The organism is Candidatus Amarolinea dominans (assembly GCA_016719785.1).
In the GTDB taxonomy this organism is placed as follows: domain Bacteria; phylum Chloroflexota; class Anaerolineae; order SSC4; family Amarolineaceae; genus Amarolinea; species Amarolinea dominans.
The window spans coordinates 471,184-494,113 of record JADJYJ010000003.1 but is presented as its reverse complement, the minus strand read 5'-3'; the positions used below and the strand labels follow the sequence as shown (position 1 = coordinate 494,113).

16 protein-coding genes are annotated in these 22,930 nt (G+C 61.1%); 3 read left to right on the top strand and 13 right to left on the bottom strand.

Features of this window, described 5'->3' with window-relative positions:
* Positions 1 to 2 precede the first annotated feature (2 nt).
* The 4 genes from IPM84_05500 to IPM84_05485 all read right to left on the bottom strand — a co-directional run bounded on the left by IPM84_05500 (position 3) and on the right by IPM84_05485 (position 1,680).
* Positions 3 to 305: a DUF2442 domain-containing protein gene (locus IPM84_05500; protein ID MBK9092222.1), complete on the bottom strand. Its 303-nt coding sequence runs from the start codon at positions 303 to 305 to the stop codon at positions 3 to 5.
* On the bottom strand, positions 286 to 522 hold the full coding sequence (locus tag IPM84_05495) for a DUF4160 domain-containing protein (protein ID MBK9092221.1): 237 nt from the start codon (positions 520 to 522) through the stop codon (positions 286 to 288). The genes IPM84_05500 and IPM84_05495 overlap by 20 nt, the downstream gene beginning before the upstream one ends.
* A 12-nt stretch (positions 523 to 534) precedes the next feature.
* Positions 535 to 732, bottom strand: coding sequence for a hypothetical protein (locus IPM84_05490; protein ID MBK9092220.1), 198 nt, complete (start codon positions 730 to 732; stop codon positions 535 to 537).
* Between the two features lie 135 nt (positions 733 to 867).
* Entirely contained in the window at positions 868 to 1,680 is an 813-nt protein-coding gene (locus IPM84_05485) for a M55 family metallopeptidase (protein MBK9092219.1), read from the bottom strand.
* A gap of 348 nt (positions 1,681 to 2,028) precedes the next feature.
* On the opposite strand from IPM84_05485, the gene IPM84_05480 reads away from it, so the two are divergent.
* The 3 genes from IPM84_05480 (at position 2,029) to IPM84_05470 (ending at position 8,235) form a co-directional block, all read left to right on the top strand.
* Positions 2,029 to 4,191 (top strand): hypothetical protein, encoded by a 2,163-nt coding sequence (locus IPM84_05480; GenBank protein MBK9092218.1) that lies wholly within the window; start codon positions 2,029 to 2,031, stop codon positions 4,189 to 4,191.
* Between the two features lie 70 nt (positions 4,192 to 4,261).
* Positions 4,262 to 6,055, top strand: coding sequence for a hypothetical protein (locus IPM84_05475; protein ID MBK9092217.1), 1,794 nt, complete (start codon positions 4,262 to 4,264; stop codon positions 6,053 to 6,055).
* Positions 6,052 to 8,235: a helicase-associated domain-containing protein gene (locus tag IPM84_05470; GenBank protein ID MBK9092216.1), complete on the top strand. Its 2,184-nt coding sequence runs from the start codon at positions 6,052 to 6,054 to the stop codon at positions 8,233 to 8,235. The genes IPM84_05475 and IPM84_05470 overlap by 4 nt, the downstream gene beginning before the upstream one ends.
* Positions 8,236 to 8,242: 7 nt before the next feature.
* On the opposite strand, the gene IPM84_05465 is transcribed toward IPM84_05470, so the two are convergent.
* From IPM84_05465 to IPM84_05425, 9 genes are all read right to left on the bottom strand, one after another.
* The gene (locus tag IPM84_05465) at positions 8,243 to 8,914 is read right to left on the bottom strand and encodes a nucleotidyl transferase AbiEii/AbiGii toxin family protein (protein ID MBK9092215.1); all 672 of its coding nucleotides are present in this window, start codon (positions 8,912 to 8,914) and stop codon (positions 8,243 to 8,245) included.
* A gap of 333 nt (positions 8,915 to 9,247) precedes the next feature.
* Positions 9,248 to 10,498 carry a radical SAM protein gene (locus IPM84_05460; GenBank protein MBK9092214.1) on the bottom strand — a complete coding sequence of 417 codons (1,251 nt, stop codon included), beginning with the start codon at positions 10,496 to 10,498 and terminating at the stop codon, positions 9,248 to 9,250.
* A complete protein-coding gene (locus tag IPM84_05455) occupies positions 10,495 to 10,722 on the bottom strand; it encodes a hypothetical protein (GenBank protein ID MBK9092213.1) in 228 nt (75 codons plus the stop codon). The genes IPM84_05460 and IPM84_05455 overlap by 4 nt, the downstream gene beginning before the upstream one ends.
* Positions 10,719 to 13,769, bottom strand: a complete 3,051-nt coding sequence (locus tag IPM84_05450) for an ATP-binding protein (protein ID MBK9092212.1) — start codon at positions 13,767 to 13,769, stop codon at positions 10,719 to 10,721. Before IPM84_05450 ends, IPM84_05455 begins: the two co-directional genes overlap by 4 nt.
* A gap of 15 nt (positions 13,770 to 13,784) precedes the next feature.
* Positions 13,785 to 15,365 (bottom strand): ATP-binding protein, encoded by a 1,581-nt coding sequence (locus IPM84_05445; protein ID MBK9092211.1) that lies wholly within the window; start codon positions 15,363 to 15,365, stop codon positions 13,785 to 13,787.
* A 447-nt stretch (positions 15,366 to 15,812) separates the two neighbouring features.
* The gene (locus IPM84_05440; protein ID MBK9092210.1) at positions 15,813 to 17,390 is read right to left on the bottom strand and encodes a winged helix-turn-helix transcriptional regulator; all 1,578 of its coding nucleotides are present in this window, start codon (positions 17,388 to 17,390) and stop codon (positions 15,813 to 15,815) included.
* A 420-nt stretch (positions 17,391 to 17,810) separates the two neighbouring features.
* Positions 17,811 to 20,903 (bottom strand): hypothetical protein, encoded by a 3,093-nt coding sequence (locus IPM84_05435; GenBank protein MBK9092209.1) that lies wholly within the window; start codon positions 20,901 to 20,903, stop codon positions 17,811 to 17,813.
* A 55-nt stretch (positions 20,904 to 20,958) separates the two neighbouring features.
* On the bottom strand, positions 20,959 to 22,224 hold the full coding sequence (locus tag IPM84_05430) for a sugar ABC transporter substrate-binding protein (GenBank protein MBK9092208.1): 1,266 nt from the start codon (positions 22,222 to 22,224) through the stop codon (positions 20,959 to 20,961).
* Complete coding sequence (locus IPM84_05425; GenBank protein ID MBK9092207.1) at positions 22,224 to 22,901, bottom strand: carbohydrate ABC transporter permease; 678 nt, start codon at positions 22,899 to 22,901, stop codon at positions 22,224 to 22,226. The genes IPM84_05430 and IPM84_05425 overlap by 1 nt, the downstream gene beginning before the upstream one ends.
* Between the last annotated feature and the right edge of the window lie 29 nt (positions 22,902 to 22,930).

The following is a 22,930-nucleotide window of genomic DNA, read 5'->3' as shown; positions in this document are numbered from 1 at the left end:
GCTCACCTATGCATTTGGCGTGCATTTAACCAGCGCTTGAGTGACTGGGGGTTTTCACCACTTTGTCGTCCCGCCAATAACCCTTCGACGCCGATATGCTCATCCAGATCAGGCCATTCGATCGCATAGCCGTCTCCCAAGAGTTGCCAATTCTGTCGTTCCACGTCAGAAGCATTGAACAAACGAGGGTACCAGGACAGGGGCACATGCATTCGACGACCATCGGCCAGATCCACGGTCAGGTCATCATCTGTCACAGCAACTTCCACGGCGACAGGGTCGATCTCAAGCACCAAAGTACTCATGCCACGCCTCCAAGAGATATTGCTCATGCCTTACCACGAGACGCGCGATGCGGTTCAGTTCGTGCCCGGGAAAATCGCGATTCTTGGCAAGCACAACTGGGTCAAGCCAGAACTTGGCGATTCGCCGCTCGCGTTTCACGTGTATGTGAGGCGGCTCGCCCTTATCGGAACTAAAGAAAATGAAGCTATAGGGACCATCTTCAAGTACAGTGGGCATAGTATTTTCGTCTCACATGTCCTCGTTATTGTCAATGTTCTTGATTGCCTGCAACAGCCGCCTCCGGTTCGGCTCCGACCGCAGCAGATAGTCAGTCTCGTCTACTTCAGTGACCGTGATCTCCACTTCCCTGTCCCTAAAGAGCGTTTGTAGAGCTTGGATGAACTGCTCATTCAATTCATTGACATTCAGACGATAGACAGTGACCACGTTACCAGACTCCCTTCTACACCACCCATTCACCTAGATTGGTACTGGCATACACATCTACGTCATTGTACATGAAAGCAACATGACTGCCAAACACGCCTCCGCGGTCTCAGTCAGGGTCCACTTTCATTCCTGTCACCCGGCCGTCATCGAAATGCCGAACATGAAGAAGCGCAGCACCTCGAAGTAGTCGTCCGCCTCGAATTGCACGACGTGGGGCCGGGCAAGGCGGGCGCCGGGGAAGAAGCTGGCCTGCCGCGCGTTCGTGTGCAGCCTGAAATACACTTCGCTTGTGAAATGCGGCGGCATGGTCACGCGACAGCGGCTGGCATCGCCGCGCAGCGCCGCTTCGACGCTGCTGCGGATGCGTTCAACAGCCAGACCGGGATGAATGCTGCTGGTGGCGTCCCCCACCCCTTCCATGACCGCAACGGTGGACAGGGCCGGCAGAAAATCCTGGGCATCCCGGCAAATGCCGGCGTCGCCGGAGAGAAAAACCACCGGCACGGCCAACCAGCCCGCGGTGTAGGCATTGATCAGGAACTCGGACGCGTCGCGGTCGTTGATCTTGACGTAGACGACGCGGTCGGTCAGAGTATGCGCCAGCGGCGAGGCGTCGGAACCGGAGCGTGAGTGGTAGCCAATCATGAGCGCCGCCTGAAAGGTCTCATCCAGGCCGGCCATCATCGAATAGGGGTCGAGCGTCCAGCTCCGAATCAGCCGGACCGCACGCGGCAGTTTCGATGCAATCAGGTTGCGCCCGGTCCAATGCGCATCTTTGACCACGATCTCCGTCGCGCCCGCGCTGAGCGCACCTTCGCACGCCGCGGCAACTTCGGCTGTCATTTGCTCGCGATACTCCGTATAATCGGCATGCGCCTTGTCCGTCTCGTTCCAGTTGGTAGCTCCCGTCACGCCTTCGATATCGGCGGAAATGAACACCTTCACAGCACACCTCCTGTTGAATCTCTTTTTACCTATGGCGCCGGCAAAAATCGGCTCAGCGACAAAGGCACTATACACTTCCGTCTGTAGTTTGTCAACCCGCTCCCCACGCAACCCCCGCGCAACCCCCACGTAATGACTGGCGGCAATCTCGGATTTACTGCTTGTCCTGCTGCAAGCGCTGTGTTATAATTCAAGACAATTGCTCTTGCTACGCTTGGGCGGATTTCTAGCGGTGTTACGGCGCAACGAGATACCCGGAAACCAACTTTAGTTAGGCCCCCTGTCCGAGTGGTAGAATCAATCAGGGCGCCGAAAAACAACCTGGTAAGTCATACAGGTGGAGTCCACGTGTCAGATCCAGCACAACAGCTCAAGAATCTCAATCCGAATGAACGCGAGGTCCTGGCCCTGCTCGTCACTGCGGACAGGATCAAACAGAGCGTCAACCGCCAGTCCGCCGTGCGGCTTGTCGGTCTCGATGCCACGGTCGCGCGCGGCGTCCTGGACCGGCTGGTAGCGATGGGCATCCTGAACGCATCGCAGGGAAAGGCCATTAACAGCCACTATACGATTGCGCCGCTCTACCAGGCTGCGGCACAGGCGCTGGTCGAGCATGTCACCCTCACACCGGTCAGAGGGGCCAACGTCCGAAAACCCGCCACGCCATCGTTCGATGAATGGCTGGCCGATTTGCACCATCTGCAGCACGATCCTCGCCCCTGGTCTCCCTCCGCCGCTATTTCAAGCCGGCTGGAAGCGGCGGACGTCGCCCTCCATGAAGCCGGTTTGCTGGCGCCGTTCTGGATGGGATTGTTGGTCTCGAAAAATGGACGGGCCTATCCCAGCCCTGAATTGCACCATTTCCTGGCTCTCCCTCCCGACAGCCAGGTGGCCCAAATTCTCTGGACTCTCCAGCGCGCTGACCCCGCACTCGCGGAACTCCTGCTCCGGATCTGCCGCTTGGGGCAACCGCAGCAATGGTATTACCTGGCAGACATCAGGCACCTGCGACGCTCCACCATCTCGCAACTGTCCGAATGGGCATCCGACCACACGGATCTCCTCAGGAGTCATTTGGCCTGGCCGCTCAGCGTTGGATTGATCTCACTGGCTCTGTCGAGCGACGGCGGGCACGTGTTCCAGGTGAGCCAACTGCTGGGCGATTGGTGCAAAGCCGGCGCCCATGCACAGCCGCCGGCCGCCCATCGCGACGCAAATCGCTTCCTGACGCTGCTGCTGCACGACACCGGGCGGCTGCAAACGCTGGAGCGCACCTGGCTGGGATCAGTTCCAGCCAAGGGAACCGTCCCCGAGCGGGTCACCAGCCTGCTGACCGCCATGACCACGGCGTCACATATCAAGGCCCAGATCCATCAGCAGCCTCCCGGTACCCAACAGATCTTGCGGCGTATGCTGGCGACCAGGAATTACACCCTTCAGGGAGCCGGATCAGGCGAACTGACCCACCTGAAGTCCCTGCAAACTACCGGCCTGGTATTCGCCCTGCCGGCCGGCGCAGAGTGGGGTCTACCGGTGGAACTTGCTGCACCGCTCCTGGCCTACTTCGAAGGCAGGGATCAGTCTGATCAGCAGAGCACCTGGCTGGGCGAGGCGCCCTGGATGCGCAACGATGGCCTGTCTGTGCATAGCGACCTGCTGGCCTTCTGGCTGAGCCTGACGGATCTCGAATACGATGTGTCCACCCCCACCAACCGCACCTTCGACTCCTATGGCCGACCCACTTCCACTCCCTGGTTGCTGCGCCGCAATGATCAGGAAACTTACTACTACGAATCTCGCTACAGCTGGTTGACAGGACTAGCGAACCAGCGTGATTGGGTGCTATCTTCATCCAGCCCCGCTGCACTCAAGAACAAGACGGTCTTTACCTTTCTTCGCATGCCCTGGAAGCAGCGTCATTACGAACTGCTGCGAACAGCCCACACGGTCGCGACTCAGAATCAGTGCAGCCTGCGCGGCCTGGCCAATGCCCTACTCAGCCGCCCGGATGGCGCCTGGACGCGTCTCAGTTGGCTCTACGAGTTCATGTTGGACAACCCCGCCCTGGCCGGTTACGGCAGCTCCTGGAACAGGCCGACCCCGGAAGGAGTCACGAACAACGTCAACACCCGGTTGATCAACCCGCTGCTCTGGCTCGGGCTGCTCGAACTGGCAGCCCAAGAGAGCGGACTTGTCGCTGTCCGCCTGACCCCCTTGGGGCGTGAACTGTTGCCCATGCCATTCGAGAAGAGCGCGGCCAACCCTGGGGGCACAAGCCCCGTCTCCCCGCAGGTAAAACTGCGCCAACCAGGCATTCTCAGCATCGAAAATCATCCCGCCGTGGTAGAATTGATCTATCGCGCCGCACGCACCGGCAACATCCTGGCAGTCGGCCACACCTGGGAAATCGAGCTAACGGGTAAGCACCTGCAGCAGGTTTCAGCCAAAAACCTGGCCGAATTGCAGAGGCTCCTCCAACCCTACCGAATCGAAGTGAAAGGCCAGGCATGATACGGGTGTTCGTTCCGATCGAAGAGCTGCGCTGGCCGGATGACCCTCCCAGGCGCAAAGGATCAGTCGCTTGAGCACAAAACCACAACAAGACGCCATCAAAGCCCATCTGCAGAGCAAGGTCGTTGCGGAAATGCGCGACATGGCCCGCAAACGCGGGGTCAAACTGCCCACTGGGCCACGAGATGCCATCGTCGAGATCATGGCGGCCAACCTCAGCGATCCTGCGGCCAACCACGCCGTCATCAACAGCCTCACTCCCGAACTTCGCCAAACGCTCGACCTGCTGGCCTGGAATGGCTTTATGAGATTCCCAGATCTGACAGCGCTGGTGCAGCCGTGGAAGATCGAACGCACGTCCGAAGAAGTGGCGGCCGATCTGCACCAACTGGGTGGCTACGGCCTGGCTTTCATGCCGTCTGGGACCGGCTACATCATTTCGCCTGCGGTCGTCAATCTGACGCCGGTCGCCTTGCCGGCGCCCGTTCAGCCCAAGACGTCTTTCTCTTCCCCTGACGCCGTTGCACCTCACACCCTTGACGCCCTGGTCATCGCCCTGGCCAGCTACGTGATGACGCACCCCGTCCGCCTGACGGTTTCCTCACGGTGGGATCAGCCTTTGCCACAGTCGGGCGCAGCGATCGCGGCCGTTCGCACCAGGCTCGATCTGCCGGGCGACCTGCTCAGCGCCTTTCCCGACGTGCCTCCCGTCACCTGGGAACTAGCCCTGGCCCTGCTGCTACACACCCAGATCATGACCACGACGACTACTTCGTCCGTCAATCGCCAAAGCCTTCTGGAATTGGCCGGCCAGGCGCCTGCTGTCCGCCTCAATCGCCTTTTTGCAGCCTGGCAAGCGCTCGGTTCCTGGGGTGAATGGCGTCTGCTGGAACAGCAGAAACGGGTCGAGATGGTCGTGCAGCCGAGTTTCGTGCAGAACCGGCAGATAGCAACGCCAGCCGGACTGGACAACACCTGCCTGGCGGACCGCGCCACCCTGCTGCGCCTGCTCGAACGCCTGACTCCTGGTCAGTGGTATCTCAGCCGGGACCTGACGCACGCCATGTCCCAACTGAGTCCCAACTTTCCCAAGTTCTCCCAAGACCCAGCGTGGGGACTGGCCCTGGCGGGTCACACCACCGCCCTGAAGCGTGACAGCGACGCCTGGCAGATTGGCCTCGGCGCATTCATCGAACAATGGCTGCATGGCCCCCTGACCTGGTTGGGTGGGCTGGCCTGGCGCGGCGATTTCTTCAGCCTGACCCCGCTGGGCGCCTGGCTGCTCGATCTCGAAACCGCTCCGCCCTCTCTCGCGGCGCCGCACACCGGCCTGCAGGTCATGGACGATGGCAAACTCAAGATCGCTGTTGCCAGCACCGACCAGGAAGCGTGGGGCACCGTGTTCCACAGCGCGGCCCTGGCGCTGGATCAGCCGCAGCCGGCGGCGGATGGCAGCCTCCTGTTCAGGGTGCAGCCCGACTTGCTGGCAATCAGCCTGGACCAGGGCGCCGACCCCGCCGCCATCCTGGCCGGCCTGGAGCGCGGCCTCGGCGGTTCATCTGCGGCGCAGCGCCTGCTGCAGACCGTTCAACATTGGCTCGGCGCCTATGGCCGCATTCGCATCTTCGAAAACATCGCGCGGCTCGACCTGGCAGATGATTTCGCCCTGCAGGAAATCCTGGCCGGCGCGCTGCCCGCACCGCTGCGCCCACTCACCCGCACCCTGGCCGTCATCCCCGATCTGGCCTTCGACGCCGTGCGCGATGCCCTGATCGCACGCGGCCACACGCCAACCGTCATCAGCGATCTGCCCAAAAAGGAACACGCCTCGCCCGCCGGGACGCACAAAGGGACGGCGCCATGAACCCCACCGTGCTCGACCTTCTGTCACTCGTCAACGAGCAGGTGCTGGACGCCATCCGCTTGGCGCGCCTGGCGCCGCAGCAGTCGCTGCCGGCGCTGGCGCAGCAGCTTGCTGAGCCAGAGGCGATCCAGGCCGCGTATCGAGCCTTGCCCGTGACCGAAAAAACGATCATGGATCGGCTCCTGCTGCGCGGAACCGACCAGGCGGCGCCTCTGCAGATCGAGCTGGTGAGCGCAGGGTTGATCGAATCGGATGGTTCGCCGAAGGTGCCCAATCATTTCCGCTACATACCGCATCTGGCGCGATCTACCTCGCGGCGCTTCAGCGATGTCACCGCACGCCTGTTGACGGCTGGCCTGGTTTTCACCGGTGAACCTTCGTTCTTCAGTCCGCAGCCGCTCGATTTTGGCCCAGGAGAAACACTGTGCGTGCCCGCTGAGGTTCTGAGCGCCCTGCCGCAGCCTGAATCGAAGTTTCAGGTGTTGGACGACAGCGCGGCCAGCACACGGCGGATCGGTCGCGGGAACCTGGCCCATCTGCGTTTTTTTGCCTTGTGGGAGCATCTTTCGCGCCAACCGCTCCGCCTGACGATCCAGGGCGAGTTTCATCGCTTGGACTTGCGCAAAGCCAGCCGCGCGCTGAACATCGGCGGCCAGACTCTGAACGATCGGGAAGCCCAGGAGATCACCGAGTTCTATGCGACACTGGCCACCGGTCTGGGCATTCTGGAGACAAGGGACGGGTTGCTCGTCAGTTGTCCGGAGCCGAGTTTCCTCGGCCTGCCGCAGGCCGATTTCTTGTTCCTGGCCCTGGAAGCTTTCCATCAGCGCGGGCGACTGGCTGAAGCAACTGAGCTGGCCAATGATGTGGGGCAGGCAAAAAGGACAGCAGCGGCGCAGCGCGCCCTGTTGAAATTCTTGCAGGTCGTTCCAGCCGGCGTCTGGATCAGTTTCGATTCGTTCTCACAGCAGGTCAGCCTTTGGGCGCCGGAACTGCTGCGCCCGCGCGCGGCGCAGGCCTTACCGCCTGTACAAAAATGGAGCGATTACGAACGGCCCTTCATCACGGAGTCCGTGCAAGGGCCGTTCCATTGGCTGGGCGCATGCGACATTGCCCTGGACGCTGCGGGGCAGGCGATTGCGTTTCGCGTTTCAGCCGACGGCCTGGCGACTCTCCTGGGCGTCGCGCCGCAGGAGACATCTACACCCGGGCTGATCGTGGTGCAGCCAACTTTTCAGGTTGTTGCCTTGCCGCGGCTGGATTTTCGGTCACTCATTCAGCTCAGCGCGTTTGCCGACTTGACGCGGTTGGCCGAAGCGCCAGAGTTCAAGTTGACCAAGTCCAGCCTGTACCGAGCCGCGCAGGCCGGCCTGACGCTGGAGCAGATCGTTGATTTGTTGCAGCAATGGAGCCACAGCCCGCTGCCCGGCAACGTGCAGCGCGAGATGGAAGAATGGGTCGGCCGGCACGCGCGTGTCACGCTGCGCCACTCCGCGCCCCTGCTGCAAACCGAAAGTGAGGCGCTGCTCGATCAGCTCCTGACCGATCCGGCGCTTGCCCCCTTCTTCGGGCAAAGGCTGGCGCCCACCATCGTGGAGCTGGCCCTGGACCAGGCGCACGGCCCGGGGGTGCTCTGGCGCGAGCTGCTGGCACGCGGGGAATTGGCGATGCAGATGCCGCCGGCTGCGCCTGTGGGCGCCTGGCGAGTGACAGCCGAAGGAGAGCTGCAGTCTGCGGCCGCTCTGCCAGACCCTCTCTGGCTACCGCTGCTGCAGCGGGTAGCAACGCCGGGCGCCGCAGCCGGTGAGCAACCGACCAGGGTTTGGACCATCACCGCGGAGAAAGTGAAGGCGGTGGTGGACAAGAATGCCACGGCCGAACCCTTCCTGGCGCTGTTGCGGCAGTTGGCGCCAGGTCCGCTGCCGGCCGAGCTGGTTCAGCGCATCGAACGCTGGGCGCGTCCGCCGGAGAAGGCCCAGGTAGGCCATGTCACCTTGCTGCGGGTGGGTACGGCTGAGGCGGCGATACAACTGCTGGCCGACCGCAGTCTGCGCGGCGCGCTCAAGCCGCTGCCCGGCGCGGACAGCACCTGGCTCGTGGTCAAGGAAGATACGCTCTCCCGCGTGCGCGCCCGCCTGGCGGAATGGGAAGTGATCGTCAGCGAAGGGGTGTGGGATTAGGCTCGGATCAGAACTCGTCTTCGTCGAGCGCCGCGACCAGCGGCTGGGCGACCAGTTCACGCCAGGCGGCGAGAATCGTTTCATCGGCCATGTTCGCCAGGAGCCGATCGGTCACCGGACCGGGATCGCACTTGAGTGCAGGAAATGCCAGCAGGAGCATGGCGATGTCGCGCCAATCGGTTCCGGCCTTGGGGCTGCTGCGGCGCTGCGCGTAAGCCGTGACTTTGCTGGCAAGCAACTCGACGGGTGCGATGACCTGGACTCCGGCAAGTCGTTCGATCGTGGGCAAGGCTTTCACCGCGCGTATATCAACCAGGTGACGGTTACCGGTTTTCTGCACCTGGTAGAGCCGGAAGCCGCGACCGCCGGCAACCTCACGAACGCGCACGGCGATGTGAAAGCGTCGCGCCAGGTAAGCTCGCAGTTCTTCGGCCAGTTCGGTTGGGTGCGTCGCCATGAGGTCAATGTCCTGGGTCATGCGCGGCTCATGCACATAGGCGTTGACTGCTTGCGCACCGAACACAGCGACATCATTGCGGTCACGCAGAAAATCGAGCACCGCCGCATGAATCGTCGCCAGCGGCAGCGGTTCGGCCGTGACGTATTCGCGCAACAGCAAAGCACCCGCGTTCAGCACAGGCTCGTAGGTGATAGCGGGGGCGGCAAGATCAGCTGTCATGGTGACCCAAACCCCTTCGATGGCTCTCTTCCGGCAGTAACACAACCAGAACGCGGTCATTCTACCACGAGTCTACGTCCATCGCAACACGGCCAGGAGAACCTTCAGTAGTTCCAAATGTAGCACACATTCAACCACAAAGAGCACAGAGAACACAAAGAAACGGCAGATCAGACGCAAATCGGCAACTTCTCTGCGTTCTTTGTGATCTCTGTGGTTAAAAACCAGGCTACATTTGGAACTACTGGGAGAACCCTCTCCCTGCTTGGTCACGACAGCTCCTGGAATTCACCAACCCTGGAAAAAATCGCGGCCGGCTCCTGCCGTCATAAATCACAGCGGCAGCGCCAACAACCCCTTTTGGTACAGAGTTCCGACCAGGCTGAGCGCCGGCTGGCCGAAGTCCTGCGCCAGCGTGCGTAGGGTCGTCTTGCCGTTGAATGCAGCGAGCAGCGGTTGCGCGTCGGGGCGCAGCGACACCACCGCGTTACCGCGCAGGAGCACAAAACCAAATTGCTCCACACGCAGCCGGTAGCGCGGTTCGGGTTTCATGTCCGGATGCAGTTTCAGGGGGGCCGGCGTGCGCGGCGCCGCGTGCAGCGGAATGGCATCCCCGATCAGCGGGTCTTTCTCCAGCCCCAACTCCATCGCCACGGCCCGGCAGCCTCCGTGGCAGGTGCTGAAGACACCGCACTCATGGCATTGAGCGGGTACGGCCTCGCGGAAGGCTTGCATTTCGTGCGAATGCCAGGCTGCCTCTAGTGACTGCTTCAACAGATTGCCGGCCAACAGATACGAGTGATTGCACGGCCGCAGATTACCCCACGGGTCAACCGTGGCGTAGGCCACACCGGCCAGGCAGCCGCTCGATGAGTTGGGCGTCAGGCACTGCGGCACGCAAATGCCAAACTGCGCTGGCCGCCCGGCGGCTTTCAGGCGATCAATCAGGTTGACGGCTCGGATCAGCTCCTGCTTCGATAGATCGCTGCTGGGCAGAGGCGCTCCCAGATAGCGATTGAAGGTGACATGGCGCGCGCCCAGCGCCAGCGCCAAATCCATGATGGCATCCAGCGCATGTTGATTGGCCTGGGTCAAAACGGTGCTGGTGGTGACCGGGATGCCGCGAGCGACAGCCAACCGGATATTGGCGACCGTTTCTGCGAACGAGCCGGCCACGCCGCTGAACAACTCATGCGTGGCGGCTGTGTGGCCGTGCAGCGAGATCACGAGACCGGTCAACTGCGGCGCCGCGGCCAGGAAATCAAGCAGAATTTCCGGCTGTAGCCAACGACCGTTTGTGAAAAGCGAAAACTCGATGCCCCTATCGGCGACGGCGCGCACAATCGCCGCGAAATCTGGATGCAGCGTGGCTTCCCCGCCGGTCAGCTTGACACGGCTGGCGTGCGGCGCGATCTGGTCGAGCACCGTGGCCCACTGCGCCGCGTTCAAGGGCCGGTGGCGGAGCTGACCCCGGCGGGTCTGTTTATCGTCAATGAAGACGTTATAACACCCCGGGCAGCGGTTGTTGCAGGCCGGGGTCAATTCCAACGAATAGAGCACAGGCGCCGACAGCGTGTGAATCACGGGATTGCCTCGGCGGCGCCTGGGGCGACGATGAGATCCGAATCGCTGCCGCAGGCGCCGCAATTCGAATCGAACGCCGGTTGAGACAGATCAGGCCGCGGCGCCGCCGTCTCATCTAACTCAACCGGCAGCAATGGCGCCCCTGCGCCGGAATCGAACAGCTCGATAGTCAGTCTCATGGCGAGGAGAGCAGAAGGCGTCTCCCATTCAGACGTATTGCTCATTGCACAGCTTCCTCCTCGCTCAGGCCGGCTATATCTTCGATGACAAGTAGGAGACGCTTGGGAACGACGTTGTAGGTCTGCCCCACCTGGCGGACGACATCACGCAGGTGATCGAGCCGCTCACCCTTGAGCGGCCGGATACGGCGATAAACCGCCGCCAGAGTCTCACGCAGGCGCGGGGCAACGTCTGAGAATTTCTCGAAATAGGCAACCGAGATGACGAATTCAGTCATCATTTGCTCAAGCAAAAGATCCTTGCCCGCGACCGTCAGCGTCTCGTCCAGGCCCTTGGACGTCCAAATGGCCCGCTGCAGGTGCAGCTTGCCCAGGGCCAGCCAGTATTCATCAATTGGATCATCTATCTTGCCAAAACCGCCCGGCTGCAGCCGATACTCCGGTGGTATCGCTTGTTCGATACGCGCCAGCCATTCTCGTGCCGCAGGTAAGTCACCGCTGTCGGCGTAGGTCTGGGCCAGGTCGTCGTAGGTGTCGAGCGCCTGGCGGGTCAGTCCAAAACTATCAGCAATGTCGGCCGCCTGCAGTTGCAGCGCAATGGCCTGGGCGCGCTTTGCCCCTGCATCTACCGGCGACTGGCCGATCGTTTCCAGGGCGAAGGCCCAGTCGGTATAGGTATCGGCCAGCTCATTGAGCGCCTGCCAGCGACGCATCGGTTCCTTGACCTGATCCTCTTGCGGATCATCAGTGACAAAGATGGTGAGCGCTTCTTCCAGGGCTGCCACAGCCTTAGAAAACAACCTGTTGGCGCTCTCGATGTTGTACGACCCACGCTTGGCGCGATCGCCTTGCATACGATAGGCCTGACCGAGGGTCAGCGTAGCCAGGCCGAGGGCACGGCGGTTATTGAGTTCGTTGGCAATCCTCTTGGCTTCTTCCGCAGGGTGAATCGCCTCATCCGGTCGTCCCAACAGGGCATGAATGGCAGCCTGGGTGGTGAGGCTCATGGCGAGGGGGAAGCGCAGACGTAGCTCACGGCGCAGACTGAGGGCATCTTCGATCAAGGAGTCCGCGTTGTATTGGCGTCCCATGACCGCGTACAGGAATGCCTCGTTGTTAGTTGTGTCGGCCAATTCATCTTTCAGATCGGCCTCGCGCAGGTAGCGCACGGCATGACGGTAATCAGTCAAGGCCCTGCTGTAGCGCCCACTCACCCAACGTGCATAGGCTCGATTGTTGTGGGCTCGTCCCAGGATGCGTTGACGCCACCACTGCTGATACTCATCCGCCGGGACGACCGGTGTCAACGAATCTATGGCCAGGTTCAGCGCTTGTCGGCCAGACGCCTCATTGCCACTGTAGATCAGGGCCTCTGCATAGTAAGTCAACAGATGCGCCCAGAAGTAGACATCATCGGTGTCGAAAATCTTCCTGGCATCAGCGACCAGGGTGGGTTCGAGGGAGAGGGAAGATGTTACTGGCGCGAAGTCCTGATGGACAAAAGGCGGCGCAAATTGCAGGATGACCTCCGCAATCTGAACGGCCCTGTGATTGTCGCCGCGATTGATGTGACGCTTGATCCAGCGGATGGCGCTGTCGCGATTCACCGCTTCCTGGTTCACGCCCTCGTATTGCGCCCGACGGATGGCGCCAGGCTGCTGAAAGAAACGCAAGAACTCATCACGTAGACGCATGTCGAAGCCGACCAGGGCCGCCTTGATGGCCTCCTCGTCCCAGCGCGCAAAGTAGCGCTCGAAACCACGCCGAGGCTCGGCGCGCAGTTCATAGTGCAGAATATCAATCTTGACATTCTGCTGGGCATCCTCATCACTGACGGCCGCCAGCCGATTCTGATAGAACCTGGCAATCTGCTTCCATTTGGCAACACGATCTTCAATTGGCCTGAATTTCATTTTTGGGTCGTCGAGAAGGTCGTACATCTCATCGTGCAGGTAGATGCGCGGCCAGTCCGGACGTGACTTGACAAAAGTGAATCGTTTCATCGCCTCCAGGCGTTGCTGGCACGCATCCAGCGGCCAACCGGGTTCCAGGTAGTACAACAATTCGGCATCGAGGCCCTGGCGTGTGAGCGCCATGTAGGGCAAGGTATCTTCGATGGGGTAGCCGGTGTCCAGTCTCTGGATGCGGTCAATGACACGAGGGGCAATTTCCTGCCAGCGGTCATCAGCGTTGTGCTGGTCGGGTGATCCCTCGGCAAACAGATCTTCGATGTCTGCGCCGCTGTAGACGGCCAGGTCAATCAGGAGGGCCAGGCGGATGGGACGCCCGCCAGTAAACGCGTATAACTGGCCCGGCCCGATGGTGATTTGGCTCTGCGTGCGCTCCTCACGCGTGGCCAGGGCAACCATTTCTGCAAAGTAGCGCGCCGTCTCGGTTTCGTCAAAACCGGCCAGCTCACGGGCGGTGTAGCACCGGTCGGGTTGATTGCCAAATGCGGCACGCAAGTCAGCGTCCAGCTTCATGCTGTTGGGACGGCCGGCAAAGACAATGACGGCGTTGTGCAGTTGCGGCAGCGTCTCCAGCAGCCACATCTTCACCGCGATGGCCTCCTGCGGCACCTGGCAGATCGTTTGGATGATGTCGTTCTCATACTGAACCAACTCGACCGTGTCGAAAGTGAGCAGGACGCGCGCCTGATCCGCCAGTGCGTTGAACCCCTCGACGAAGGCTGCTGTGAGCTGGACACGAAGCGATTCGAGTTGCTTTGCCTCCACATGCTCGTGACGCTGGCGCTCAAAACTCGCGCGCAGACCCCAGTAATGGTCAAAATAGTGGCGGTCAGGGTCAATGGCCTCACAGATCGCCCTCTCGATACCACTGTTGCTGTGGGTGCTCGACAGGTAGAGATCAATGATCTTGCTCCAACGGAGCGGGCGCTCGGAAGTGCTGCGCTGACCTGCGGATTCGCCAATTTTCTCCAACAGGCGCGTCTTGCCAATACCGCCAGGCCCGTGGAAGTAAAGAACGTCGGTGTGTCCCCAGTGGGCGAACGCGTCCTGGGCCAGCTTCAACTCGACCGCGCGGCCGATGATGTCCTCTGTGCGTAAGGCGTAATGTCTTAAGTTAGTCATGAGATTGCCTCCGTGTCAAGGTATCGTTGCGCCATTGCTGCTGTGCTGACTCACCACCCGCGCCAGCGCATCAACACGCTCAGTCAACTCCTGGTAGCAATCGCCCAGCAATTCCTGCAATTCATCATCTCGCTTCAGCTCCTCCAGCAGCGTCGTAACGCCTTCCAGGTCAAGCCTGCTCGTAACGGGATCCAGATAAGCCGTAACCGTAGGCTCGATCACGCTCCACGGGGTGTCGCCGCCGGCCCGCGCCTTCGCGCGCATGGCGTCATGGTAGATAGCGGCGATGATGTAGGTAGCGCTCAGCGGTTGGCTCTCGCGAATCAGTCTGACATAAAGGTCTTTGGCGCTGCGATGGCGCCGGTCATACTCGTCGGCATCAGTCAAGAGCAGCCAACGATTGATGATCTTGCGCACGGTTGGGTCAATGATATAACCGTGATGGGTTTGACTCCAAAACGTCAGGTCAGTGCCGAGCATAGACTTGATGATGTCCTGAAAGTACGAGTCTGGTTCGGCCCTCAAGTCATCGTTGTTTTCAGTTTCGGCCAGGAACATCTGCAGGGCTCGAATATGAAAATGGCGCAGGGTGGCTGCGGCAAGCAAGCGTTGGCGCACATCCCAGTTGACATGATTGAGCCACCATTCGATCACGGTTCCCAGGAGATCGGCAAAGTCCTTTTCGAACTGTCGTGCCACACGCTCATCAATCGGTTGTGCAGCCGGTGTCAAAGCGGCCAGTCCTTCACCCAAACGCCAGGTGGCATAGGGATGACCGAAGGAGTACGGGTAGAGGATGTTGCCAACCAGCTCCGCCTCTGCGACTCTGCGTTCCTGCTTGAGTTGGGCGGTAACCTCATCCGTTTTGAAAGGCAAAACCTGCCAACGCTTGAGTCTGCGTCGCACTTCAAACTGCTGAAAGCGCTTCATCTCTTTGCGCGCCGCAAACACAAGCAGCATCCTGGAGTCGCGCCCGATGGGCATCCACAGGTGTTCCTCGAACCAGGCAAACCAATCGAAATGGGTGTCTTCGAGAATGTCGAGCGAGTCAAAGAGGCAAATGGGCACGAAGCGCTCGCTCAACGCCTGGAACAAACAGACGATCGCCCTGGCGATCTCTTCTGGAGATTGGCCGCCTGCAATCGCCTCGTTGATCAGAGCGATTTCCCTTCGTTCGTCGGTGTTGAGTTGATTTTCGAGACGGTGAATCGCTTGTTGCACACTCTGCGTGAAGGTCCGCAGCAGTGCGTCGAGGGTCTCGCAGTGGCGTACCGTATCTTCGGCAAAGTCAAAAACAATGGCAAAACTGCCTTTTTGCTGGGCGTCGGGCTGATCGTGCCCAAGTTCGTGCGCCAGGTGTCGTATGATCCAGGTCTTGCCCAGCCCGCTGACTCCCCACAACATGATGATTTGGCGCAGCGATTGCCCGTGCTTGGCTTCCTTCAGTTGGTCCCGAAAACCCTGCAAAAGTTTCTCGCGTGCAACGAATTTATCGGTCTCGTAGGCCGGGGGTGGAACATAGACGACACCTGACGTCAGGCTTGGTTGGGGTTGCATCTGCGTCAGGGCAGACGCAGCGCCCCTTGCTTGTGTCATAATCTCCTCCTTTGCAAAGCCGTCAAGCGTGCCACAAGTTCATGGTGAACCTCCACGTTGACATGAGAACAAAAACAAAAAAGCCAATACCCCAAAATTGGGTATTGGCTCTACTAACCCAGATCGCCAGGGCGTTTGGTTTGCTGAAAGGCGATTACCTTCCATGCAATGTGAAAAATAGCTGCGGTCCACTGACCGGAGACGCGTAGGGTATGCATCATGCACTGCCGATCTTTCTTAGATTTGCGCACAAGCGGCGCGGAAATCGTGTTCAGTCAGACGATAGTTCTCGTTGCGACTATTCTAACCGGTCAACTAAACACTTACTTGACAACGACTTGACAACTTAGGGCTGGTCAAAAGAGCGTCCTGTTCTTTTTGGGCATGTTCTGCCGGAATACAAACAGGGATCTGTTGATTGCTAAGCTCTGTGCGCAGCCTGGCGCGCTAGCGTTTAGCCACATGATTCAGCTGCACACCGCGACCACGCACGGTAGCCAAATAGATCGGCTCATCGGCCCCCTTGGGTTCGATGAGATCGCGCAGGCGGCTCAGTACACGGCGCAGAGCCGAGTCGCCATCAAATATGTCAATCAAATCCTCGTTTTCAACGACCTCTCCTGCATTATCATAGAGAACGGAGAAAAGCTCTAGCAACCGGCCCGTTAACACGGACTCGCGCGCCCCGACACGAATCCGGCCAGTCGCTTTATCGAAGCGCAGGAGTGGAACCCCGGTGATGACCGATGACTGCATGCCTGCTTTCCAATCGTTCCGAATCGTCTCCCATTCCTGCCACGTCAGCAAGGGACGAACTGGCTCGGTGGGCTGTGCTGCCTGGCGGCGCGCATGGGTGACGATCAAGCTGTCGCACAGTTCGATCAGATTGCGTGGCACCTCGCTCGCGGTCTTGATCAGATTAGTGTGCAAAAGCGCGCCGCAATCAGGTTCGCATAATTCCTCGAAATCAGAGACCCTGGTATCGCTGAACACCACCAGCCGTTGGCGCAGCAATTCAGCCAACGACTCATCGTTCCATACGATACTCCGTGTGGGCAAGCGATCTATGCGCACACCGGGCCGGCGATGCAATTCGGTTTGTAGATCAGCCGGTAAAAAGAGCTTGAACGCCGTGTCGTCGGCTTCCATAATGTCCAGGTCCGCCAGCAAGGGGGCAAGAAAATCGGCCATGAAATCCGGGTTGTCGGTCAGTGGGGGGCGTTCATCAACCTCATCAATCAGAATGCAGACATCGGTCAAGCCGGCTTGACGCACCAGGCGCATGAACGATTGCCAGAGGAAGAGCGGTGAACGAGAGTTTTCATCAATCGCTGCCGGTGGTGCATCGGCCAGGGCCAGCCAGAAGCGCCCGGCTGGTTTCCATTGCTGCGCTTGACTTTCGAACAGAACAGTTAATTGGCGACCGGCGTAGGCCTGATCGAACGCTCGCCAATCGTACACAGGTATGGCGCCGGTTGCAGCACGGAGCTGATCGGTGAACCAGACTTGATCCTGCGCCACCGGACAGAAGGTGTCCCAGAACCAACGTAAGCGCTGCAGTCCCTTCCCCGAGAGACATTTGGCCAGGTTGACATCATTGGCCAGAGTCTCAACCAGTGTGAGTGTGGCGCGATCCAAGATTAGCCGGATGTGGTCCCCCGCAGTGAGGGGGCGTCCGTTCTTGACCCACTCTGCCAGGTTGCCGAACGACGTATATTCAACCCCCAGCGTGGTGGACGACGGGTTGTAGGGCCGGCAATCGCGCGCGACCATGATGCGATGCGCACTTTTGCCGCAGCCACGTGACGCGTAAACAATCAGGGTCTGGGCTTCGCGAATCTCATCATAATAGGGCGTGGAAATAAAATAGGTGTGGAGGTACGGTTCGCGCTTCGCTTCCTGTTCGGCCACACGGACATCGAACGGGTTCGCGCGAAACTCATGCAGGACCAGCCAATCGCGTAGGGCCTGCTTTTCGGCAACGGTGAGGATCGGTTTGGAACTGGAACTGGTTGATTTACTCATGGCCGGGGGCCTCCTGCTACTCCCGACACCACATGGGCACGCGTATCCAGGCGCAAATCAACTGACACTGTTCTCATTCTACCACGAGTCCGCGTCCGTCGCAATACAGCCCTGCCAGGTATCGCGATGACAGTGGGCGGGGCCGTCAATAGTTGGTAGCGGGCGCAGGCGAGTGGCACAATTTGCTCTCTACGCCTTCCATGTGGTGCAATCGGTGATTAGGGGGACCACGCGGGCTTACCGATGGGTGGTTGCAGGCGTCGAGTCCCTGCACCCTGGGCATTGAGACTCAATCTTGTATGCGAAAAGGCGCCGGTTGTTTATTCAACCGGCGCCTTGTTCTACATCTTACGTTTCGCTTTCAGTCTGCTGAGCCTTTGCCCTGGCTGCGCCCGACCAACGGTCGAACGATGGCCTGATTCAGCACGCGATACGCCGGCGCAAGGCCATACCTACCACGGTCAGCAGCACGAGGGCCAGGGCCAGCGGCAACCATAGATTGCTCGTTCCCGGCGTGCCGCTGTCCAGGCTGCTCAACTCCACACCGGTCGGCGGAGTCGTCGGTGTGGCCGTTGGAGTGGCGGTGGGCGGCACGATTGTGGCCGTGGGAGTGGCCGTGGGCGGCACGGATGTGGCCGTGGGTGTCGCGGTCGGCGCCACACTCGTTGCTGTTGGCGTGGGCGTGGGGCCGGCGGGCTGGCATGACTGCACCGTTACGTCGTCAACATACCAGCCCTCGTAGCTCACCGAGCTGTCGGTGCCCAGGCGCATGCGGAAGCTCGCGGTCTGGCCCGCATAGCTGGTGACATCCACAATCGAGTTCAGGTAGGGCTGTGCGGGGTTGCTGCACCAGGCCTGCAGACCGGCCAACGGGTTGCCAAAGCTGCCGGAGACCGCCCCGTTGTAGGGGTCGGTCAGCAGTGAGGCGTTCGGCACCTGGGTCCAGGTCGCGCCGCCGTCGGTGGACACTTCCAGGATGCCGCCATCGTAGCAGGCCGTGGCGCCGCTTGACTCGATGTGCTGATAGTTCCAGAACTTGAGCGTGACCGGGTTTTGGCCGCTGGGCAGGGCCACGGCCGGCGAGACCAGGCGCTGATCGCTGACGGTCGCCGGATCGTTCGCCTTCCAGGAGGTTGTGCCGCTGTGCGGCCGCGCGGTGGAGAGCGCCCAGGTGTCGCCGGTGCCGCTGTGCGTCCAACCGCCGGCGCCCGCCTCGAAGTCGTTGGTGTACAGAATGTTGGCCGTCGTGCCGGGGCCACAGTCGCCAGGCGCAGCCTGGGTGGTGAAGCTGAAGACGGCAGAGTAGGCGCCGGCGCCGCAGGCGTTGTTCGCCTTCACCCGCCAGTAGTAGGTGGTGCTGGTGTTGAGCGAGGCGCCATTCCAGGTTGTGCCGGTCAGGCCCGTGGCCGAAGCGACAACAGTGACGAAGCCGGCGTCGGTCGCGACCTGGATGTCATAGGTGCCGGCGCCGCTGGCCGCGTTCCAGGTAAACGTCGGCGCCGCGGGCACGTTGAGTGCGCCGTTAGCCGGCGCGGTCAGGACCGGCACGCCTGGCGCGGCCGCTTGCACGGTCAGGTCAACGGCGGTCTGGTGGACGTTCGGGCCGGCCGCTGTGCCAACGACGTTGAAGTTATAGCTGCCCGCCGCCGCGCCGCTGATGGTCATGGTGCTGGCGCCGGGCGGGGTGACCGGGTTGGTGCTAAAGCCGGCCGCGCCGGGGTTGCCTGATGCGCTCAGGGTCACCGGGCTGTTGTAGCCGCTGACGCTGCCAATGTTCACGTTGTACGCGGCATTGGCGCCCACGCAGATCTGCTGGCTGGCGGGCGTCACGGCCAGGGTGAAGTCGGGCGTGCCGCAGGCATCGAACTTGAACGCGCCGATGCGGGTGCTCCACTGGGTGGCGGCGTTCCATTGCCCCGTGAACCAGAAGGTGCAGTCGTCCACCGGATCAACGCTCATGGCCGCGTAGTCGCCGTAGCGGTTGCTGCCGTTGATGCTCGTGCCGTTGACCAGGGTGTACTCGCCCTGCGGCAGCGTGCCCAGCGGGTCCGAGGCCAGGCGGCCGGCGTAGCGCAGCGACGGATAGACCGTCTGGCTGGAGACGTTGTAGCCCACGGCGATGTTGCCCGCGCCGTCCATGGCGATGCCGCCCATCCAACGGTTGTCCGTGGTGGTGGGCGCATAGGTGCCTTCCTGATAGAGACTCCACGCACCCGCGCCGACCTTGCGCATCTCGAACCAGCGCACGCCGCCAAAATTGTTGCCATTGATGTCGGTGACGAAGTTGCCCACCAACGTCTCATGGTCGCCGAAGTTGCGATAGGCCAGGCGGTTCATGATGACTTCACGGATCGGGTCCAATGAGGAGGAACTGCCCTGCGCCACGCCCGGCATGCCCATGCAGTAGAACGAGGTCAGGCCACACAGGTCCGAATCGAACTCGGCCGTCACGATGTCGGGCAGCTTGGTGAAGGTTGAGCTGGCGGGCGTGGTCCAGTCCACGTGGAAGGCGTAGATCTCCAGGATGTCGCTGCTGGGGAAGCCGCTGGGGCCATGCACTTCGGTGTCGCGGTGGCGCATGATGTAGTCCGGCGCGCCCGCTGGCGGTGTGGTCATGCCGTCCAGGTCGGCCGGGGTCAGGGCCTGGAAGCTGAAACCGGATAGATTGGCCGCGGTGAAGCGCTGGAACGTGGCTGGCAGGCCGGCCAGCATCTTGGCGCGGTCCAGCGCGAAGGCCGACGGGCTGCTTTCATTGGCGGTTCCGTAGTAGGCATCGGGCCACACGCCGTACTTGGGGTAGTCCGGGAAGCTGGGCATGCTGAACGAATACGAGTAGTACGCGCCCAACGGATCAGCCGTCTGCGAGATGAGGACGCACAACGCGTTGCCAGAACCGAATTCGCTCAAGAACCAACGGTTGGCCAGTTGGTCATACAGAACAACCGGATCGCCGTTGCCGGTGGCGCAGCCGCCCAGGGATGTGAGAGCAAAGGCCTGGATCAAGGCGCCGGTCGCTTTGTTGTAGACGGCCACATCGGTGGCATTGATCATTTGGATGTAGTGGTTGGCGCCGACATCGCCCACGGTGTCCGGCGGGTTGACGAAGGTGTAGCCCTGGCCGTTGAAGTTAAAGATCGGGGTGCCAAAGGCGTCAGGCTGGGCCGGGGGAGCCGCGGCTTGCAGGGGCAGCAGCGGGTCCGGGCCGCCCTTGACATCGAAGGTGGGATCGAGATTGGCATTGAAATTCATGCGCGGGTTGATCTCGCGATCCAAGGTGGGTTCATGGACGGGCGGCGGTGCATCGCGGCCGGCCGACGTCAGGACTGGCGTGACGGGATCGCTGGCGGTGAACTCGCCGACCGGCGTCTCCTGTTGGGCAGCGCCGGTCAGATTGACCGCGCTGCGCTGTCCGGCCAGGGTCTTGGTGCTCGTCATGTCAGCGGGCAGCACAAAGGCCAGGCCGAACACCATCAAAATTGTGATGGCGCCGAAAAACTTACGTGCGTACTTCATGCGTCATTCCTCCTACTCACGGCATTGATTTTTGGCTGCCTCATGGGGCCGCCTTTTAGAACAGGGGTTGAGTTAACTCGGAAGCCGCCGCGGCGGCCTCCGCCACCGATGCTTGTCCATAGAAGGCGCGTTCGATCTCTTTGCTGACCGTGTCTTCGATCGCGGGCCAATTGGACATGACCGGAACGGTACGTAGGGTTGGCACGGCATCAAGCCAGACCTGGCTGTGAGCCGGTTTTTGGGTAGGATCAAGGAAACTGGCCGATTCGGCGACCATGCGCAGTGAAGGCACCGTGCGACCGCTGCGGGCTACAATTTCCTGACCTGTGACGGAGTTAGCGTATTCGATGAATTTCCAGGCGGCCTCCTTGTCTTTGCTCTTGCCGGCCATGCAATAGCCGTCGCTGTGCAGGATGCTGGCCGATTGCGACCCTCGGGGTAGCGGCGCCACGTCCCAATCGAAATTTTTGATGGTGCGCATGGTGGGCACCGCGCGCCGGCTGTTGAAATACATGCCCAACGCGCCGCTGAGGAAACGGCTCTCGCTCTCCTGCGCGGCCTCGGCGGCCGCGTCCGGAACCACCTTCTCCCTGACCTGCAGATCCACGAACCACTGGAACGCCAAGCGCGCGGCCGGGCTGTCCAGGCTAAGGCGCGTCGGGTTGGCGGGATCGTCAACCAACTCGCCGCCGGCCTGCCAGATGAAAGGCGCCAGGCGATAGAGGATAGGATCAATGCCAACGCCGTACTGGTCGGTGACGCTGTCGCCGTTCTTGTCCACGGTCAGCGCCCGGGCGGCCGCCACGAAGTCAGCCCAGGTCCAATCGTTGGTTGGATAGGGCACGCCGGCCGCGTCGAACAGCGCCTTGTTGTAGTAGATCACCAGGCTGGAGACGTTTTGCGGAACGCACCACAGCTCACCCTGGTAGCGGAACGCACCGAGCGCCGGCGGATAGAAATCGCCCGCTTTCAGCACCTGGCTCCTGGCCAGGCGCGGCCCCACGGCCTCCAGCGCGGCTCTATCGGCGAACGCCGCGATGCGGCGATTGTTGAGCAACATCACGTCCGCGGGTGCGCCCGCGGCGAAATCCGCGGCCAGCCGCCGCAGATAGTCGGCATCATCCGGCATGTAGCGCAATTCCACGGTGTAATCCGGGTTGGCGGACTGGAAAGAGTCTACGAGCGTTTGGTAAGCCTCGTACTCCGCCTTGCTGCCGGAGACCATGAACGAAATCGAGTGTGGCGTTGGCGCGGCCGCACAGCCGGACAGAGTTGGCAAAATCAGCAACAGAACGAACAACAGTAGAGACAGCTTGCGCATCAGCCTTTTTCCAGGAGCGCGGCGATTGAGTTGTCGCTCAGAAAGAGCGGTTGCAAGGCAACGAACAGCAGGATGATCGGGATGGTCATGAACGTGGCGCCGGCCATCAGGAGCGGCCAGTTCGTTGCATCGAGCTGCTTGAGGATCTGCACGCCGATCGGCAGGGTGTAGGTTTGCGGCCGGTACAGATAGAGTACGGGATTGGTAAAGTCGTTCCAGAACTGAACGAAGGCCAACATGACGACTGCGGCCACCGTTGGTCGGGCCAGGGGCATGGCAAGTTCCCGGTAGGTCGTCCAGGCGTCGGCGCCTTCGAGCCGCGCCGCCTCGTAGATCTCGGCCGGCGTGCGGCGAAACGTCCAGAAGAAGAGCAGCACCAACAGCGGTCCGCCGCCGGCAAAGGCCGGCAGAATCAGCGACCACACCGTGACCAGCAGACCGGCCCAACTCAGCATCTGGTAGCGAAACAGCCAGACAGCGGATGGGGGCACCATGAGCAGGAAGACGGCGACGATCAGCAGGCGATTGCGCCAGGGGTCGCGCACCTGTGACAGGCCAAATCCGCCCAGGGACGCGGTCAACAGCGTCAGTGGCACGGACACCGCGACGACCAGTACCGAGTTGAGCAGGTAACGAGCCAGGGCACCTGGCGAAAAATCTCGACGTAGTTGCCCCATTGCGGGTCGGCCGGCCACCACTCGACGGT